This window comes from Cupriavidus sp. 22TCCZM01-5, assembly GCF_057798915.1.
Window position 1 is genome coordinate 166,454 of record NZ_JBYOJR010000009.1, and the last position, 18,811, is coordinate 185,264.

Genomic DNA, 18,811 nt, shown 5'->3' on the forward strand with positions numbered 1-18,811 from the left:
TTGTGTCAGCCGCGCAACGCCTCGAGCGTCGCTTCCGCGCTGCTGACCTTGAATTCGCCGGGCGCCTCCACCTGCAGGTGGGTCACCACACCATCGTCGATCACCATCGCGTACCGCTTGGAGCGCACGCCCATGCCGCGCGCGGAGAGATCCTGGTCCAGACCCAGCGCACGTGTCCATTCTGCGCTTCCGTCGGCCATCATGCGCACCTTGCCTGCGGTGTGCTGCTCGCGGCCCCAGGCGCCCATCACGAAGGCGTCGTTGACCGAGACGCACCAGACCTCATCCACGCCGGCGTCGCGCAGCGTTTGCGCCTCGGCCACGTAGCCGGGCACGTGCTTGGCGGAGCAGGTCGGCGTAAAGGCGCCGGGCAAGGCAAAGACCACGATCTTGCGGCCCTTGACGAGGTCCGACACGCGGAAGGCATTGGGACCCAGCGAGCAGCCTTCGCTCTGGGTATCGAAGAATTCCTGCAGCGTGGCGTCCGGGACGCGTTGTCCGACAGCGATCATGGCGATTGGCATCCTGTCAAAAGAAGGGAGGGCGAAACCTGCCGGCAATCATAGGCTCCCCGGCGCGCGCGTCCAAGGCCAATGACATCCGGTGGCATTTCGATACAGCTTGCTACAAAAACGTCCGCGCGGCGCGCCTTGCAGCGCGCCGCGCGGACGACGGCACATCCCGACCGGGAAGGCGGGAAACCAGTCCGGGGAGGCGGCCAGTGGCCGCCCGTCCCGGCGACAGGATGTGAACGGAGGCGGTTCAGCGCGGACGCGGCACCACCGGCAGCCCGGGCGGAATGCACGGTCCATGCAAGGCACGCGCGGATGGGGAGCGCTGCGTGCTTCGCGACAAGGACGCGCAAGCCGTCAGGGACCGGCCCTGCGATGCTCGATCCGGCCGCTCCGGCTCAGTCTGCCTGCTTGCGCAGGAAGGCCGGGATGTCGTACGTATCGACACCCTTCTCCTGCAGCGCGGCCACGTGGGCCGACGCCGATTCACGCGAGCTGCGCCACACCGCCGGGGTATCCAGGCCACTGTAGTCCGGCGAGCTGTGCGTGGCGGCGGCCGAAGCCATGCCGGCCATCATCTGCACCGGGATGTTGTCGGTACCGGTCTTGAGCAGGGTCATCGGCTGCTGCTTCTTGGCCGAACGGCCCAGGCCCGTCGCCACCACCGTCACGCGCAGGGCATCGCCCATCGCGTCGTCATACACCGTACCGAAGATCACGGTCGCATCTTCCGCGGCGTAGCTGCGGATGGTGTTCATGACTTCCTTGGTTTCCGACAGCTTGAGCGAGCGGCTGGCGGTGATGTTGACCAGCACGCCGCGCGCGCCGGACAGGTCCACGCCTTCCAGCAGCGGGCTCGCCACGGCCTGCTCGGCAGCCAGGCGGGCGCGGTCCACGCCCGACACGGTGGCCGTGCCCATCATGGCCTTGCCCTGCTCGCCCATCACCGTCTTCACGTCTTCGAAGTCGACGTTCACCAGGCCGTCCACATTGATGATTTCGGCGATACCGGCCACGGCGTTGTGCAGCACGTCGTCCGCGCACTGGAAGCACTTGTCCATCTCGGCGTCATCACCCATGACTTCAAAGAGCTTCTCGTTGAGCACCACGATCAGCGAATCGACCGAGCTTTCCAGCTCGCTCGAGCCGTGCTCGGCTACCTTGGCGCGGCGCGCGCCTTCGAAGTCGAACGGCTTGCTGACCACGCCCACGGTCAGGATGCCCATTTCCTTGGCCACCTGCGCCACGATCGGCGCGGCGCCGGTACCGGTGCCGCCGCCCATGCCGGCAGTGATGAAGACCATGTGGGCGCCGCGCAGCGCGTCCGCGATCTGCTCGCGGGCCTGCTCGGCGCAGTTACGACCGACTTCCGGCTTGGCACCAGCGCCCAGGCCGGAATTGCCCAGTTGCAGCACGCGCGAAGCGCTCGAACGCTTCAGTGCCTGCGCGTCGGTGTTCATGCAGATGAATTCAACACCCTGCACGCCGCGGCTGATCATGTGCTGCACGGCATTGCCGCCCGCGCCGCCCACGCCCACCACTTTGATGATGGTGCCGTCCATCACTTCCGTTTCGATCATGTCAAAGTCCATCACTGCCTCCGAGAAAAATCAGTCCCCAGACTTTGCAGCCTCCCCGCCGCAACCCCTGGTTCCTGAACAAGAAACCAATTAAAAAGATGTTCCCTTCAACGCGCCATCCCTGTCTGCGTAGACACGAACGACAGAGACAGCGCGACTTTCCTTGCGTCAGACAAGCTTCACGTCAGAAGTTGCCGACAAACCATTCCTTCATGCGGCCCCACACCTGCTTGACCGAGCCGCTCTGCACAGCCACCTTTCGTCCGCGCATGCGCTGCACGCGGCCTTCGAGCAGCAGGCCCATCACGGTGGCGTAGCGCGGGCTCTTTACCACCTCGTGCAAATTGCCGCGGTACTCGGGCACGCCCACGCGCACCGGCTTCAGGAAGATGTCCTCGCCTAGCTCCACCATGCCCGGCATCATCGCCGTGCCGCCGGTGATCACCACGCCGGACGACAGCAGCTCTTCATAGCCCGATTCACGCACCACCTGGTGCACCAGCGAATACAGTTCCTCGATGCGCGGCTCGATCACCGCCGCCAGCGCCTGGCGCGACAGCGTGCGCGTGCCGCGGTCGCCCACGCCGGGCACCTCGATCATGTCTTCCGGATCGGCAATGGCCTGCTTGGCGATGCCGTACTGCATCTTGATGTCCTCGGCATCCGGCGTCGGCGTGCGCAGCGCCATGGCGATGTCGTTGGTGATCTGGTCGCCGGCGATGGGGATCACGGCCGTATGGCGGATCGCGCCTTCGCTGAAGATCGCGATGTCGGTGGTGCCGCCGCCGATATCGACCAGCACCACGCCCAGTTCCTTCTCATCCTCGGTCAGCACCGCCAGGCTCGAAGCGAGCGGCTGCAGGATCAGGTCATGCACTTCCAGGCCGCAGCGGCGCACGCACTTGACGATGTTCTGCGCGGCGCTGACGGCGCCGGTGACGATATGCACCTTCACTTCCAGCCGGATGCCGCTCATGCCGATCGGCTCGCGCACGTCCTCCTGGCCGTCGATGATGAATTCCTGCGTCAGGATGTGCAGGATCTGCTGGTCGGTCGGGATATTGACCGCCTTGGCGGTCTCGATCACGCGCGCCACATCGGTCTGCGTGACCTCCTTGTCCTTGATCGCCACCATGCCGCTCGAATTGAAGCTGCGGATATGGCTGCCGGCAATGCCGGTGAATACCTCGGCGATCTTGCAGTCGGCCATCAGCTCGGCCTCTTCGAGCGCCTTCTGGATCGACTGCACGGTGGCCTCGATATTGACCACGACCCCTTTCTTCAGACCCTTGGACTCTGACTGGCCCATCCCGATCACCTCGTAGCTGCCGTCGGGGCGCAGTTCCGCCACCACGGCCGCCACCTTCGAGGTGCCGATGTCGAGACCGACCAGTAGGTCCTTGTATTCCTTGCTCATCGGGTTTTCTCCGCGTTCTTACTCTTCAGTCGCGTCGGATTGTTGATGGAAGTACCAGTTGCTGTGGCTCCCGTGCCTGCCGTCGCCTTGGCCTTCGCGGCCGCCGCGGCCTGCGCGTCGGTCAGGAAGCGCGCGCTTGCCGTGCGGATCGCGAAGCCGTTCGGGTAGCGCAGGTCGGCGTAATCGATCTGCTTGCCCCACTGCTCGGTGACCTGCGGCCACGCGGCAACGAAACGTTTCACGCGCTGCTCCATCGCGGCGCGCTCTTCGTCGTTCTGCTCGCGGCCAAGCTCGACCACCATGCCGTTGGACAGCTTGGTGCGCCAGGCATAGCGTCCGGACAGCGCCACCGACAGCGGTTCGGCCTTGAGCGGCTTGAACCATTCGCGCATGACCTCGAGCTTCTCGATCACGTCGCCCTCACTGTCGGGCGGTCCATCCAGCGCCAGCAGCTGGGCGTCTTCCTCGGCCTCGGCGGTATTGGCGACAAACACTTCGCCATAGGTATTGATGAGCCTGCCGCCGTCGGCAGCGCCCCAGGTGCCCAGCGCCTCGTGTTCCTCGACTTCCACGGTCAGTCCGTTGGGCCACTCGCGCCGCACGCTCGCGCGCCGTACCCAGGGCACCGATTCGAACACCTGCCGCGCCGCGTTCAGGTCCAGCGTGAAGAAGTTGCCGGTCAGCTTGCCCACCGCATTGGCCCGCACGCTGGGCGCGTTGACGTGGCGCAGCGCGCCGCCGTCCATCGGCGCCACCACGACATGGGTAATGGCGAACACCGGCCGCTGCGCGAGCCACTGCAAACCGGCCGCGAGCGCCATCAGCGCCACCAGCGCATAGAGCGCGGAGGCGATCAGGTTGAGCAGGCGAGCGTTATGCCACATGGTGCGAGTTCGTCCGGTATGGTCTTGCCAGGGTTATTCAGGTTTCCAGTGTTCGTTCGGATGCAGGTCCAGCGTCGCGGCGGCCACCACCTGCATGACGAAGTCCTCGTAGCTGATGCCAGCCGCACGCGCGGCCATCGGCACGAGCGAATGGCCGGTCATGCCCGGCGAGGTATTCATTTCAAGCAGGAAAGGCTTGCCGTCGGCGCGCAGCATCACGTCCGCGCGCGCCCAGCCACGGCAACCCAGCACGCGGTAGGCCTGCACCGCCAGTTGCTGCACTTCGCGCTCGACTTCGGCGCTCAGACCGGACGGACACAGATATTGGGTATCGTCAGTAAAGTACTTATTTTGATAGTCGTAGTTCGAATCCGGCGCGACGATGCGGATGACCGGCAGCGCTTCGGCCGTGGCGCCCTCCCCGACGAGCGGGCAGGTCAGCTCGGCGCCATCGATAAAGGTCTCGGCAATGACGTCGTTGTCCAGCGCCGCCGCCTTCTCAAAGGCTTCGCGCATCTGCGCCGCATCGGTGACCTTGCTCAGGCCGATGGAGGAACCTTCCCGCGCCGGCTTGACGATCAGCGGCAGGCCCAGGTCGGCCACCACCGCATCGAAATCCGTATCGGCATACAGCATGGCGAAGCGCGGCGTGGACAGGTCGTGCGTCATCCACAGGCGCTTGGTCGCCTGCTTGTCCATGGCCAGCGCCGAGGCCAGCACGCCGCTGCCCGTGTACGGCACGCCGAGCTGCTCGAGCAGACCCTGGATGGTCCCATCTTCGCCGTAGCGGCCGTGCAGCGCGATAAAGACGCGGTCAAAGCCGGCCGCGGCCAGCTCGGCCACGCCCTGCTTGCCCGGATCGAAACCGTGCGCATCGACGCCGCGCGACTGCAGCGCGGCCAGCACACCGGCGCCCGACATCAGCGAAATCTCGCGCTCGGCCGAACGGCCGCCGTACAGCACGCCGACCTTGCCCAGCGATTTCGGGTCGATCTTTGGATTGGCGACGAAGCTCATGCCGCACCTCCCACCTGCAGCGGCTGCTGGTGCGAGACCACTTGTCCCGGCACCGCGCCGATCGAGCCGGCCCCCATGGTCACGACCACATCGCCGGGCCGGGCGGCATTCATGATGGCCTGCGGCATCTCTTCCATCTGCTCCACGAATACAGGTTCGACCTTGCCCGCCACGCGCAGGGCCCGGGTCAGCGCGCGGCCATCGGCCGCGACGATCGGCGCTTCGCCGGCGGCATAGACCTCGGCCAGCAGCAGCGCGTCAACGGTGCCGAGCACCTTGACGAAATCCTCGAAACAATCGCGCGTACGCGTGAACCGGTGCGGCTGGAACGCCAGCACCAGGCGGCGGTCCGGGAACGCACCGCGCGCGGCGGCGAGCGTGGCGGCCATTTCCACCGGGTGGTGGCCGTAGTCGTCGACCAGCGTGAACGTGCCAGTGCCGTCCGCGGTGGCCACCTCGCCGTAGCGCTGGAAGCGGCGGCCGACGCCGTGGAACTCCCGCAGCGCCTTGACGATAGCGGCGTCGGGCACTTCGAGCTCGGTGGCGATGGCGATCGCCGCCAGCGCGTTCTGCACGTTGTGCAGGCCCGGCAGGTTCAGCACCACGTCCAGCGGCGGCTCGGCGTGGCCGTTGAGCTGGCGCAGCACCGTGAAGTGCATCTGGCCGTCGACGGCGCGCGCGTTGACCGCGCGGATCTGCGCATCCTCGGCAAAGCCGTAGCGCACCACGGGCTTGGACACGAACGGCAGGATCTCGCGCACGTTCGGGTCGTCCACGCACAGCACGGCGATGCCATAGAACGGCAGGCGCTGCGTGAATTCAATGAACGCCTGCTTGAGCCGCGCAAAGTCGTGCCCGTAGGTGTCCATGTGGTCGGCATCGATATTGGTGATGACCTCGATGACCGGGAACAGGTTGAGGAACGAGGCGTCGGATTCGTCCGCCTCGGCCACGATGAAGTCGCCCGTGCCCAGGCGCGCGTTGGCGCCCGCGGAATTCAGGCGGCCGCCGATCACGAAGGTCGGGTCCAGCCCGCCTTCGGCAAGCACCGAGGCCACCAGGCTCGTAGTGGTGGTCTTGCCATGCGTGCCGGCAATGGCCACGCCCTGCTTCAGGCGCATCAGCTCGGCCAGCATCACCGCGCGCGGCACCACCGGGATGCGCTTGCTGCGGGCAGCCAGCACTTCGGGGTTGTCGCCGCTCACGGCGGTCGAAACCACCACGGCATTGGCGCCGGCGATATTGGCCGCGTCATGCCCGTGCATGACCGTGGCGCCCAGCGAGGCCAGGCGCCGCGTGGCGGCATTGCTGCCCACATCGGAACCCGAGACCTTGTAGCCCAGGTTCAGCAGGACCTCGGCGATGCCGCTCATGCCGGCGCCGCCGATGCCTACGAAGTGGATGTTCTTGACGATATGCTTCATTGAGTCACTACATGTATAGGGCTTCAGTCCCTGGCCATCTCGCTGCAGACCTCGGCTACGCGCCGGGTTGCCTCAGGCTTGGCCAGTCCGCGCGCCAGGCGCGCCATCTCTTTCAGTTGCGGCCGGTTCAGGCCGGCGATGGTCTTCGCCAGCCCGTCCGCCGTCAGTTCTTTTTGCTGCACGAGCAGGGCTGCACCCTGCTTGGACAGGAATTCCGCATTGGTCGTCTGGTGATCGTCCACCGCATGCGGGAACGGCACGAACAGTGCGGCCACGCCGGCGGCCGCCACTTCGGAAACCGTCATCGCGCCCGCGCGGCAGATCACCAGGTCGGCGTCGGCATAGGCCTTCGCCATGTCATCGATAAAAGGCACGGCCTGAGCAGACACCTGCGCGGCGGCATAGTTCGCGCGCAGCGTGTCGATCTGCTTCGCGCCCGCCTGGTGCGTGACCACCGGGCGCTGCCCCTCGGGCAGCATGGCGAGGGCCTTCGGCACGACTTCGTTGAGCGCCGCGGCGCCCAGGCTGCCGCCCACCACCAGGATGTTCAGCGGACCGGTGCGCTGGTCATAGCGTGCTTCCGGCTGCGCCATATGGGCCAGTGCCTCGCGCACGGGGTTGCCGGTCCACTCGCTGCCGGGCAGCGTGTCCGGGAACGCGCACAGCACGCGGTCCGCCACCTTGGCCAGCACCTTGTTGGCCAGGCCGGCGATCGAGTTCTGCTCGTGCAGCACCAGCGGCCGTCCGAGCAGCGAGGCCATCATCCCCGCCGGGAACGTGATATAGCCGCCCATGCCCAGCACCACGCTCGGCCGCACGCGGCGCAGCGCGCCGATGCTCTGCCAGAACGCGCGCAGCAGGTTCAGCGGCAGCAGGAACTTGGTCACCAGCCCCTTGCCGCGCAGCCCGCCAAACTGGATGAACTCCATCGGGATGTCGTGCTTCGGTACCAGCGTGGCTTCCATCCCGGTGCGGTTGCCCAGCCAGACCACTTTCCAGCCCTGCTCGCGCAGCGCGTGCGCGACCGCCAGCCCCGGGAAGACGTGCCCCCCGGTGCCCCCGGCCATGACGAGCAAGGTGCGCTGCTGCGTCATACCTTGCCTCCGCGCATCATGACCCGGTTCTCATAGTCGATACGAAGGAGAATCGCCAGCGCCACGCAGTTCATGAGGATCCCCGAGCCGCCATAGCTCACCAGCGGCAGCGTCAGCCCCTTGGTCGGCAGCAGGCCCAGGTTCACGCCCATATTGATGAAGGTCTGCCAGCCGATCCACACACCGATGCCCTTGGCCACCAGGCCCGCAAAGGTGCGGTCGAGCTGCAGCGCGGTGCGGCCGATATTGAACGCGCGGCGCACCAGCCAGTAGAACAGGATGATGATGACGAGCACGCCGACGAAGCCGAATTCCTCGCCGATCACGGCGAGGATGAAGTCGGTGTGCGCTTCGGGCAGGTAGTGCAGCTTCTCGATGCTGCCGCCGAGGCCGACGCCGGTCCATTCGCCGCGCCCGAACGCGATCAGCGAATGCGTGAGCTGGTAGGCCTTGCCGAGTGCGTTGCTCTCTTCCCACGGGTTCAGGTACGCGAAGATCCGCTCGCGCCGCCATGGCGACAAGGTGATCAGCAGCGCGAACGCGCCGACCGCCACGCCGACCAGCCCGGCGAACAGCTTGCCGTTGATGCCGCCCAGGAACAGGATGCCCATGGCCACCGCTGCGATCACCAGGAACGCGCCCATGTCGGGCTCGAGCAGCAGCAGCATGCCGACCACCACCACGGCCACGCCCATCGGCAGGAAGCCCTTGGCCACGGTCTGCATCCACTCCTGCTTGCGCACCGTGTAGTTAGCCGCGTACAGCACCACCGCGAGCTTCATCAGCTCCGACGGCTGGAAGTTCATGATGCCGAGCGGAATCCAGCGGCGCGCGCCGTTCACGCCCTTGCCGACGAACGGCACCAGCACCAACACCAGCAGCACCAGCGCGATGATGAAGAGCTTGGGTGCGTAGCGGTCCCACACCTTGACCGGGATCTGGAACGCCGCGAGCCCGACCGAGAGGCCGATCAGCAGCGCGAACAGGTGCCGCACCAGGAAGTGGCTTTCGCGGTAATTCGCGTAGCGCGGCGAATCGGGCAGCGCGATCGAGGCCGAGTAGACCATCACCAGGCCGAGCGCGAGCAGCACGATCGCCACCCACAGCAGGGGCTGGTCGTACTCCATCATGCGCGAGCGGGTCGGCTTGACGCCCGATACCGCATCGCGCAGGCCGCCCCAGGCATTGCCGATGGTGGCGCCGATGAAACCGCTGCGCTTGACCTGCGAGTCACTCATGGCATGATCCCCCGCGACAGGGCCAGCTCTTCCACCGCGGCGCGAAACACTTCGGCGCGGTGCACATAGTTGCGGAACATATCCAGGCTGGCGCAGGCCGGCGACAGCAGCACGACGTCGCCGCGCTCGGCCAGTTCCGCCGCCTTGTTCACGGCTTCTTCGAGCGTGGCGGCATCGACCAGCGACGCGCCGCTGCCCTGCAGCGCATCGCGCAGCTCGCCCGCGGCGCGGCCGATCAGCACCACGGCGCGCGCGTACTGCGCCACCGGCGCAGCCAGGGGCGAGAAATCCTGGCCCTTGCCTTCGCCGCCGGCGATCAGCACGACGCGCTTGTCCAGGCCCGACAGCGCGGCCACCGTGGCACCCACGTTGGTACCCTTGCTGTCGTCGAAATACTCGATGTCGTCGATGGTGGCGACCCACTCCACGCGGTGCGGCTCGCCACGGTATTCACGCAGCCCATGCAGCAGCGCGTTGAGCGGCAGGTCGATGGCGCGGCACAGCGCCAGCGCCGCCATGGCGTTGGTGGCGTTGTGCATGCCGCGGATATGCAGCGCGTCGGCCGGCATCAGGCGCTTGTGGCGCACCGGCACGGCTTCCTGCGCGGCGTCGGCCTTGCGGCGGCGCGGCTTGCCCTCTGCTTCGGCTTCCGTATCGGTTTCGGCCAGTACCAGCCAGGGCATGCCGCCCTCGCGCAGCACGCCGAAGCTGCCGGGCGCCTCGGGCAGGTCGGTGCCGAAGGTCACCGGCGCCGTGCCCGGGCGGGCCATGTCCATGGTCAGGCGGTCATTACGGTTCAACACCTGTACGCAGGCCGTGCCGGCCGGGCCGAAGATGCGCGCCTTGGACGCTGCATAGGCTTGCATCGAGCCATGCCAGTCGAGGTGGTCCTGGGTGACGTTGAGCACGGTGGCCGCGTGCGGCGCCAGCGTGTGCGTGGTCTCGAGCTGGAAGCTCGATAGTTCCAGCACCCACACCTCCGGCAGCGTGGCCGAGGCGATGCAGGCCGACAGCTTGTCCAGCGCCGACGGGCTGATATTGCCGGCGACCGCCACGCCCTTGCCGGCGCGCTCGACCAGCCGGCCAGTCAGCGCCGTGGTGGTGGTCTTGCCGTTGGTGCCCGTGATCGCCAGCACCTTCGGTGCGTAGCCGGATTCGGCCTGCAGGTGCGCCAGCGCACGCGCAAACAGTTCGATCTCGCCCCACACCGGAATCCCGCGCGCACGCGCGTTGGCCAGCAGTGCGCCGGTATCGGCCTCAAGCGGCGACAGGCCCGGGCTGATCGCCACCAGGCCGATGCCGTCGAGCAGGCTTTCGGCGAACGGGCCGCCCACGAACTCGGCCGACGTCAGCTCGGCCTGCAGGAAGACAAGGTTGGCGGGAGCCTCGCGCGTGTCGGCCACGCGCACCGCGCAGCCGTTCAGGCCACACCAGCGCGCCATGGCCAGCCCCGATTCGCCGAGGCCCAGTACCAGCACATGAGGTTTTTGCAGCTCGCCAAACACTTCGTATTCCTGCCTTTTGTTGGTTGGTAGTTCAGTAATCCTGTGTCTATATAAGAAGCGCCCGCATCAGCGCAGCTTCAGCGTGGACAGCCCGATCAGCACCAGCAGCATGGTGATGATCCAGAAGCGCACGGTGACCTGCGTCTCCTTCCAGCCGCCCAGCTCGAAATGGTGGTGCAGCGGCGCCATGCGGAAGAGCCTTCGCCCCTCGCCATAGCGGCGCTTGGTGATCTTGAACCACGTGACCTGCAGCATCACCGACACGGTTTCCACCACGAAGATGCCGCCCATCACGAACAGCACGATCTCCTGGCGCACGATCACCGCCACGGTGCCGAGCGCGCCGCCCAGCGCCAGGGCGCCGACATCGCCCATGAACACCTGCGCCGGGTGCGCGTTGAACCAGAGGAAAGCCAGCCCCGCGCCGGCCAGCGCCGAGCAGAAGATCAGCAGCTCGCCCGCGCCGGGAATGTGGGGAAATAGCAGATACTTGCTGTAGACCGCGTTGCCCATCACGTAGGCAAACGCGCCAAGCGCGCCGCCGACCAGCACCACCGGCATGATCACCAGGCCATCCAGGCCGTCGGTCAGGTTCACCGCGTTGCTCGAGCCGACGATCACGAGATAGGTCAGCACGATGAAACCGGCCACGCCCAGCGGGTAGCTGACTTCCTTGAAGAAGGGCACGATCAGGTTGGACTTGTACGGCATGTCCAGCGACAGGCCGCCCTCGACCCAGCTCAGGAACAGGTCCCAGACCCGCACGTTGCTGCTCTCGGACACCGAGAACGCGAGATAGACCGCGGCGACCAGGCCGATCAGCGTCTGCCAGAAGAACTTCTCGCGGCTCGACATGCCGCGCGGATCGCGATAGACCACCTTGCGGTAGTCGTCGACCCAGCCGATGGCGCCGTAGCCGAGCGTGACCAGCATCACCACCCAGATGAAGCGGTTGCCCCAGTCGCACCACAGCACCGTCGAAATGGCGATGGAGACGAGCACCAGCACGCCACCCATGGTCGGCGTCCCGGACTTGACCAGGTGGGTCTGCGGGCCGATCGTGCGCACGGCCTGGCCGACCTTCAGTTCGGTCAGCTTGCGGATGACCCACGGACCGGCCGCAAGGCCGATCACCAGCGCGGTGAGGTTGGCCATCACCGCGCGGAAGGTCAGGTAGTTGACGACCCGAAGGAAGCTGTAATCGTTTTGCAGCCACTGGGCCAGAGCCAATAACATCGTGTTTTCTTACTTAGTGAGCGGAAGTGTCTGCGACCAGCGCATCCACGATCCGTTCCATGCGCATGAAGCGCGATCCCTTCACCAGCACGGCGCCAGCCCTGGCCACCATGCCCCCTTCGTCTTCCTCCAGCGCCCGGGCGAGATCCTCCGCCCGGCCGAAATGCTTGCCCTGCGCGCCGAACGCCTGCACGGCGTGCGGCGCCAGTTCCCCGGTCGCCCACAGCGCCTCGATGCCGCGCGCCTGCGCATAGGCGCCGATCTCCGTGTGGAAGGCCGGCCCCTGGTCGCCGACTTCGCCCATGTCGCCGAGCACCAGCAGGCGCGGCGCGGCAAACCCGGCCAGCACGTCGATCGCGGCGCGCATCGAGTCGGGGTTGGCGTTGTAGGTGTCGTCGATCACCACGGTGCCGCCCGGCGTGTACTTGACCTGCAGGCGGCCCTTGACCGCCTTGAACGTCGCCAGGCCTTCCTGGATCGCCGGCACGTGCACGCCGGCGGCCAGCGCGCACGCGGTGGCCGCAAGCGCATTGCGCACGTTGTGCGTGCCGAGCAGCCCGAGGCAGACCTCGAAGGCATGGCCCGGCGCGCGCACCCGCATTACCTGCACGCCGTCGACCAGTGCGACGGTGGCGTGCACGTCGGCCTCGGGCGCGGTGCCGAAGCTCAGCACGCGGCGCGCGCCGGCAGCCTCGCGCCACACGGCGGCGTGCTGGCCGCCGCTTTCCTCGTCGAGCGGAAACACGGCCACGCCATCGGCTGGCAGCGCGGCAATGGCCGCGGCGTGCTCGTGGGCGACAGCTTCCACGCTGACCATGAATTCCTGATGTTCGCGCTGGGCGTTAGTGATCACCGCCACCGTCGGCTGGGCAATGCCGGCCAGGTAGACCGTCTCGCCCGGATGGTTCATGCCGAGTTCGAGCACGGCCAGCTGGTGCGACGCGCGCAGGCGCAGCACCGTCAGCGGCAGGCCGATGTCGTTGTTCAGGTTGCCGCCGGTCGCCAGGCGCTGGTCCTCGCCCACGGCCGCGGCGAAGATCGCCGCGATCATTTCCTTGACCGTGGTCTTGCCGTTGCTGCCCGTCACCGCCACCGCCGGCAGCGTGAACTGCCGGCGCCAGCCGGCGCCGAGTTCGCCCAGCGCGATGCGCGTGTCGGGCGCGACGATCGCCGGCACGCCGGCGTCGACCTCGCGGCTCACCAGCACGGCAACGGCGCCGCGCGCCACCACGTCGGCAATGAAATCATGCGCGTCGAAACGCTCGCCCTTGAGCGCGACGAACAGGTCGCCCGGCTCGACCGTGCGGCTGTCGGTATGCACGCGGGCAAAGCTCCGGGTGCCATCGCCCAAAACACGCGCGCCGGCGATCCAGCCGGCGGCTTCCTGCAAACTGGTCATCAGTGAATGGCTCATGCCGATACCCCCCGCGCGGCGAGGGCCAGGCGTACATGCTCGCGGTCCGAGAACGGCCGCTTGCGGCCATGGCTCTCCTGCGTGGCCTCATGGCCCTTGCCGGCCACCAGCACCACGTCGGCTCCGGCCGCGTGCTTGATTGCATAAAGAATGGCGGCCGCGCGATCCTCGATCTGGCGCCCGCGCGCGCGATCGGCCATGCCGTCGGCGATAGCGTCGAGGATGTCCTGCGGGTCCTCGTTGCGTGGATTATCGCTGGTCAGCACGATCTCGTCGGCCAGTCGCTCGGCCAAGGCGCCCATCAGCGGACGCTTGATCGGATCGCGATCGCCCCCACAGCCAAACACGCACCACAGGCGCCCGTTGCGCGCCTGGGCAACCGGGCGCAGTGCTTCGAGCGTCTTTTCAAGCGCATCAGGCGTGTGCGCGTAGTCGACCACGGCCAGCGGGCCATCCTGCCCGGCATGGGCGCCGAACAGTTCCATGCGGCCGTCCACGGGCGCGAGTGTGCGCAGTGCGGCCAGCGCGGCATCCCAGGCCACGCCGTTGGCCAGCGCCGCTCCCAGCACCGCGAGCAGGTTGCTGACGTTGAACGCGCCGATCATCGGCGTGGCCACGTCGGCACTACCGAAGCTGCCATCGATATGGAAGGCGGTGCCGGTCGCCGTCGCGCGGACGCCGGTCGCGCGCAGCCACTGCCCGCGCGCGCCGCTGACCGACGCGCCCGCCGGGCCGTCGATGCCGTACTCGATCACGTGCGGCGCCTGGATGGCCGCGCCATTGGACGCCAGCAGGCGCCGGCCCATGGCGTCGTCGCGGTTGATCACGGCGGTGCGCAGGCCGTCCCAGCGGAACAGGCGCGCCTTGGCGGCCTCGTACTCGGCCATGGTGCCGTGGTAGTCGAGGTGGTCCTGCGTCAGGTTGGTCAGCACTGCAACCGAGAAATGCGTGCCGGCCACGCGTTCCTGCTCGAGCCCGTGCGAGGACACTTCCATCGCCACGGCACGCGCGCCGGCGTCGTGCAGGCTGGCCAGGCTGGCCTGCAGCTGCACGGCGTCGGGCGTGGTGAATCCGGTCGGGTGCAGCGCATCCGGGAAGCCGGTGCCGAGCGTACCAATGGTGGCGCACGGCGTGCAGGCGGCCTGCAGCAGCCGCGCCAGCCACTGGCTGCACGAGGTCTTGCCATTGGTGCCGGTAATACCGGTCACCGCCAGCCCGCGTGCGGGATTGCCATGCCAGCCGGCGGCGATCGGGCCGGCCAGCTGGTACAGGTTCTCCAGCGCCAGGTGTGGCACGGTATCGCCGAAGGTCCAGTCGTAGCCATCGGCCTCATAAAGGATGGCGCCAGCGCCGGCGGCAATGGCCTGGGCAATATGCGGGCGGCCGTCCGTGGCCAGGCGTTCGTTTCCGAGCACGTAGGCGACAAAGACGTCGCCACGCACCAGCCGGCGCGTATCGCCGGTCAACTGCGCGTTGGCCGACACCGTGGTACGCAGCCAGGCCAGCGCATCGCTGGCCTGTGCGGTGACTTCGAGCGGGAGCAGCGGCTTGGCCGTCATTGCGTCGAGCTCCACGGTTCGCTTTCCTGTACCTTGTCGCTGACCACCAACTGGCGGATCGGCGAGTCGGGCTGGACGTTCAGGGCGCGCAGCGTGCCGCCCGTGATCGCGGCGAAGACCGGACCGGCCACGGCGCCGCCGTAGTGGCTGCCGGCGCTCGGCTCGTCCACGCTGACGGCCACGATGACGCGCGGGTTCGACATCGGCGCCAGGCCGATGAACGAGGCGCGGTACTTGCTGCGGTTATAGCCGCGGCCTTCATGCTTGTATGCGGTACCGGTCTTGCCGCCGACGCGGTAGCCCATCACCTGAGCCTCCGGCGCGGTGCCGCCCGGTGCGGTCACGGTTTCGAGCATGGCGCGCACGTCGCGGGCGACCTGCGGTGTCAGGATGCGCTCGCCGGTGACAGGCCCGCTGGTGCGGAACATTGATACGGGAATGATTTCGCCGTCATGGGCGAAGATCGTGTAGGCATGCGCCATCTGGAACAGCGACACCGACAGGCCGTAGCCGTAGGACATGGTGGCCTGCTCGATCGGGCGCCAGCTCTTGAATGGGCGCACGCGGCCCGCCACGGCGCCCGGGAATCCGATCTTGGGCGCCTGCCCGAGGCCGACGCTGGTGAACATGTCCCACATTTCCTGGGGCTTCATCATCATCGCGATCTTGGTCGTGCCGATATTGCTCGACTTCTGGATCACGCCGCCCACGGTCAGCGCGCCGTAGTTATGGGTGTCGGTGATGGTGGCGCCTTCGAAGTTGTACTTGCCGGTGGTGACGACCACCGTCGACGGCGTCACGCGCTTGAGCTGCAAGGCCAGGCCGATGGTGATCGGCTTCATCATCGAGCCAGGCTCGAAGGTGTCGGTCAGCACGCGGTTGCGCAGCTGCTCGCCCGACAGCCGGGTGCGGTCGTTCGGGTTGTAGGTCGGCCAGTTGGCCAGCGCCAGCACCTCGCCGGTCTGGGCGTCGAGCACCACCGCGCTGGCCGCCTTGGCCTTGCTGCGCTCGACCACCGCCTTCAGCTCGTTGTAGGCCAGGTACTGGATCTTGGCGTCGATCGACAGCTGCATGTCCTCGCCGTCGCGCGGCGTCTTGATGATGCCGACGTCCTCGACCACGCGGCCCAGGCGGTCCTTGATCACCTGGCGTGCGCCGGCACGCCCGGCCAGGCCGGCTTCGCGCGCAAGCTCCACGCCTTCCTGGCCGCGGTCCTCGACGTTGGTGAAGCCGACGATGTGCGCCATCGCCTCGCCTTCCGGGTAGAAGCGCTTGTATTCGCGGGTCTGGTGCACGCCCTCGATCTTGAGCGCGGCGATCTTCTCCGCCACGTCCGGCTGGACCTGGCGCTTCAGGTACACGAAGCTCTTGTCTTCCGACAGCTTGCGGCCCAGGTCCTTCTCGGACATGTCGAGCAGCTTCGCGAGCTGGCGGATCTTGGCGGCCTCGACCTGGTTGGGCACGTCTTCGGGCACGGCCCAGATCGCCTTGACCGGCAGGCTGGTGGCCAGCACCAGGCCGTTGCGGTCCAGGATCTTGCCGCGCGTGGCCGGCAGCTCCAGCGTACGCTGGAAGCGCTTCTTGCCCTCGGCCTCATAGAACTGGTTGCCGGGACCCTGGATCCACAGCGCGCGCACGGCCAGCGCCACGAATGCCGCGAACATCAGGAACACGACGAACTTGGAGCGCCACATCGGCAGGCGCAGGCCCAGCACCGGGCTGGCCGAGAACTGCCCTGTACGCGGACGCGAGTTGTTCGGGCGGTTGCGCGAGGCGGCGCCGCTGCGGGCCATGGTCATGGGCGTTCCTCCCCGGCGGGAGCGGAGGCGCCAGCCGCGGGGGCCGGCGCGGCCTGCGGCAGCGCGATACCCGAAAGGTACTGGGTCCTGCCCGCCATGACCGGCGCCATGCGCAACTGGGTGCGCGCGGCCTCGGCGATGCGCGCGCTCTTGCCCAGCGCGCTTTGCTGGTACTGAAGCCGCGACCAGTCGACGTCGAGCTGCTTTTCCTCGGACTGCGCGCGCTCCAGCGCGACGAACAGCGTGCGCGCCTGGTGCTGCGCGCTGACGAGCGAAAGCGCGCAGAAGATCAGCGCGGCGAGCAGGAAGAAGGTCAGTCGGTTCATGCCGGCATGCCTCCCCGGCCCGGCGCGGCCGGCGCCAGCTTCTCCGCCACGCGCATCACGGCCGAGCGCGCGCGCGGGTTGTCGGCAATCTCCTGGGCGCCGGGCTTGACGCGGCCCAGCAGGCGCAACGTGGGCTGCGGCAGGTCGGCCGCGCGCAGCGGCGCGCGGCGCAGCGCCGGATCGGCATCCTGCTGGGGACGGGCGTGCGCCGCCATGAACCGCTTGACGATGCGGTCCTCCAGCGAATGGAAGCTGATCACCACGAGGCGACCGCCTACCTGCAGCAGGTCATAGGCGGCCTTCAGCCCTCTTTCGAGGTCCTCAAGCTCTTGATTGATGTGAATCCGTAGAGCCTGAAAGGTGCGGGTCGCAGGGTCCTGACCCTTCTCGCGTGTTTTGACGGCTTTCGCCACGAGCGCGGCAAGGTCGGCAGTAGTGGCGAGAGGTCCCCCATCGCCGGGTTCGCGCCGGCGAGCAACAATCGCCTTTGCAATCTGTACAGCAAACCGTTCTTCCCCATAGTCTCGTATCACCCTGGCAATGTCCTGCTCTTCCGCCTGCGCGAGCCACTCGGCGGCAGTGATGCCGCGCGTGGTGTCCATGCGCATGTCCAGCGGGCCCTCGAAACGAAAGGAAAACCCCCTCGCCGCCTCATCGATCTGGGGCGAGCTGATCCCCAGGTCGAGCAGCACGCCAGCCACATGGCCGCGCCCGGCCAGGCGCTCGCCCATGTCTGCAAAGCTCGCGTGCTCAATGGAGAAGCGGGCATCCTGGATGGTGCCCGCTTCTGCGATTGCTGCTGGGTCCTTGTCGAACGCGACCAGAGCCCCGTCTGGCCCCAGCCGGGCCAGTACCGCCCGGCTGTGCCCTCCCCTGCCGAAGGTGCCATCCACGTAGGCGCCATCCGGCCGCCAGACCAGGGCCTCGACGGCCTCGTCCAGCAGCACGGTGCGATGGCGCAGGGCGGTGGTTGCCGGCGATCCGGTAGGACTCATGACTTCGTCAGAAAGAGAAATTCTTCAATGCTTCCGGCATGCCCTGCGCCATCGCCTGCTGTTCCTTGGCGGCGTATGTCGCGGCATCCCAGACTTCGAAATGGCTGCCCATGCCGAGCAGCATGACTTCCTTGTCGAGCATGGCGGCACTGCGCAGCTCCGGTGCAATCAGCACGCGGCCTGCGCCGTCCATCTCCACGTCGGCGGCGTTGCCCAGGAATATGCGTTTCCACCAGTGCGCATCCATCGGCAGCGCCGCAATCCGTTCCCGGAAATTTTCCCACTCGGGCCTGGGAAACAGCAGCAGGCAGCCGTCCGGGTGCTTGGTCAGCGTCACCCGGCCCTCGGCCTGCTGTTGCAGCGCTTCCCGGTGCCGCGACGGAATCGACATCCGCCCCTTGGCATCCAGGGAGAGCGCCGAAGCTCCCTGAAACAAGCTTGCCCCCCGGTCCCGGCCGGCTTCTGGCTTGCCGGCACATGCGTGAATCGCTCAGTTCCCGACCCTGCGGATGATCCCACGGGCAGGACTCAATTTCACACAAAAATACACTTCCTCACACTATTTCCCACTTTAGAGGAAGCAATTTCGCGGGTCAAGGCTCGCTGCAGGGCAACAAACCAGGATTTTCGAATCAGAACAAAGACTTAGCGCGCACACCTAAGCCCACGGTCAACGTGAATCCTTAATGAAATGAAGATCTTAGGGAGGAAAGCAGAGAAACCACCTGAGAACTACCGGGGGAGGGACTGCCGACAGTGCGGGAAAGACCGGCCCGCAACCGTGGGGAAGGATACAACATTTGGCCGGCAT

At 67.2% G+C, this 18,811-nt stretch carries 16 protein-coding genes; all 16 read right to left on the reverse strand.

Annotated features, from left to right (window positions below; genetic code table 11):
* Nucleotides 1–5: 5 nt before the first annotated feature.
* The 16 genes from AC3FNH_RS11740 to mraZ all read right to left on the reverse strand — a co-directional run bounded on the left by AC3FNH_RS11740 (nucleotide 6) and on the right by mraZ (nucleotide 18,436).
* Nucleotides 6–512, reverse strand: coding sequence for a peroxiredoxin (locus tag AC3FNH_RS11740; protein WP_276098595.1), 507 nt, complete (start codon nucleotides 510–512; stop codon nucleotides 6–8).
* 398 nt (nucleotides 513–910) lie between these two features.
* Complete coding sequence (gene ftsZ, locus AC3FNH_RS11745) at nucleotides 911–2,104, reverse strand: cell division protein FtsZ (RefSeq protein WP_276098596.1); 1,194 nt, start codon at nucleotides 2,102–2,104, stop codon at nucleotides 911–913.
* A 172-nt stretch (nucleotides 2,105–2,276) separates the two neighbouring features.
* Nucleotides 2,277–3,509: a cell division protein FtsA gene (ftsA, locus tag AC3FNH_RS11750; RefSeq protein ID WP_211945849.1), complete on the reverse strand. Its 1,233-nt coding sequence runs from the start codon at nucleotides 3,507–3,509 to the stop codon at nucleotides 2,277–2,279.
* Entirely contained in the window at nucleotides 3,506–4,393 is an 888-nt protein-coding gene (locus tag AC3FNH_RS11755; RefSeq protein ID WP_488720166.1) for a cell division protein FtsQ/DivIB, read from the reverse strand. Before AC3FNH_RS11755 ends, ftsA begins: the two co-directional genes overlap by 4 nt.
* Nucleotides 4,394–4,426: 33 nt before the next feature.
* On the reverse strand, nucleotides 4,427–5,410 hold the full coding sequence (locus AC3FNH_RS11760) for a D-alanine--D-alanine ligase (protein WP_276098598.1): 984 nt from the start codon (nucleotides 5,408–5,410) through the stop codon (nucleotides 4,427–4,429).
* Nucleotides 5,407–6,834 carry a UDP-N-acetylmuramate--L-alanine ligase gene (murC, locus tag AC3FNH_RS11765; protein ID WP_276098599.1) on the reverse strand — a complete coding sequence of 476 codons (1,428 nt, stop codon included), beginning with the start codon at nucleotides 6,832–6,834 and terminating at the stop codon, nucleotides 5,407–5,409. Before murC ends, AC3FNH_RS11760 begins: the two co-directional genes overlap by 4 nt.
* A gap of 23 nt (nucleotides 6,835–6,857) precedes the next feature.
* Entirely contained in the window at nucleotides 6,858–7,928 is a 1,071-nt protein-coding gene (murG, locus tag AC3FNH_RS11770) for an undecaprenyldiphospho-muramoylpentapeptide beta-N-acetylglucosaminyltransferase (protein WP_488720167.1), read from the reverse strand.
* Entirely contained in the window at nucleotides 7,925–9,166 is a 1,242-nt protein-coding gene (gene ftsW / locus AC3FNH_RS11775; protein WP_276098601.1) for a putative lipid II flippase FtsW, read from the reverse strand. Before ftsW ends, murG begins: the two co-directional genes overlap by 4 nt.
* On the reverse strand, nucleotides 9,163–10,671 hold the full coding sequence (gene murD / locus AC3FNH_RS11780; protein ID WP_488720168.1) for a UDP-N-acetylmuramoyl-L-alanine--D-glutamate ligase: 1,509 nt from the start codon (nucleotides 10,669–10,671) through the stop codon (nucleotides 9,163–9,165). The genes ftsW and murD overlap by 4 nt, the downstream gene beginning before the upstream one ends.
* A gap of 66 nt (nucleotides 10,672–10,737) precedes the next feature.
* On the reverse strand, nucleotides 10,738–11,907 hold the full coding sequence (gene mraY, locus AC3FNH_RS11785) for a phospho-N-acetylmuramoyl-pentapeptide-transferase (protein WP_488720169.1): 1,170 nt from the start codon (nucleotides 11,905–11,907) through the stop codon (nucleotides 10,738–10,740).
* 13 nt (nucleotides 11,908–11,920) lie between these two features.
* Complete coding sequence (locus AC3FNH_RS11790; RefSeq protein WP_488720170.1) at nucleotides 11,921–13,321, reverse strand: UDP-N-acetylmuramoyl-tripeptide--D-alanyl-D-alanine ligase; 1,401 nt, start codon at nucleotides 13,319–13,321, stop codon at nucleotides 11,921–11,923.
* The gene (locus tag AC3FNH_RS11795; RefSeq protein ID WP_488720193.1) at nucleotides 13,318–14,880 is read right to left on the reverse strand and encodes a UDP-N-acetylmuramoyl-L-alanyl-D-glutamate--2,6-diaminopimelate ligase; all 1,563 of its coding nucleotides are present in this window, start codon (nucleotides 14,878–14,880) and stop codon (nucleotides 13,318–13,320) included. The genes AC3FNH_RS11790 and AC3FNH_RS11795 overlap by 4 nt, the downstream gene beginning before the upstream one ends.
* Nucleotides 14,877–16,679, reverse strand: a complete 1,803-nt coding sequence (locus tag AC3FNH_RS11800) for a peptidoglycan D,D-transpeptidase FtsI family protein (RefSeq protein WP_276098605.1) — start codon at nucleotides 16,677–16,679, stop codon at nucleotides 14,877–14,879. Before AC3FNH_RS11800 ends, AC3FNH_RS11795 begins: the two co-directional genes overlap by 4 nt.
* Entirely contained in the window at nucleotides 16,676–17,005 is a 330-nt protein-coding gene (gene ftsL, locus AC3FNH_RS11805) for a cell division protein FtsL (RefSeq protein ID WP_276098606.1), read from the reverse strand. The genes AC3FNH_RS11800 and ftsL overlap by 4 nt, the downstream gene beginning before the upstream one ends.
* Nucleotides 17,002–18,000, reverse strand: coding sequence for a 16S rRNA (cytosine(1402)-N(4))-methyltransferase RsmH (gene rsmH, locus AC3FNH_RS11810; RefSeq protein ID WP_276098607.1), 999 nt, complete (start codon nucleotides 17,998–18,000; stop codon nucleotides 17,002–17,004). Before rsmH ends, ftsL begins: the two co-directional genes overlap by 4 nt.
* Nucleotides 18,001–18,007: 7 nt before the next feature.
* A complete protein-coding gene (mraZ, locus tag AC3FNH_RS11815; RefSeq protein ID WP_276098608.1) occupies nucleotides 18,008–18,436 on the reverse strand; it encodes a division/cell wall cluster transcriptional repressor MraZ in 429 nt (142 codons plus the stop codon).
* Between the last annotated feature and the right edge of the window lie 375 nt (nucleotides 18,437–18,811).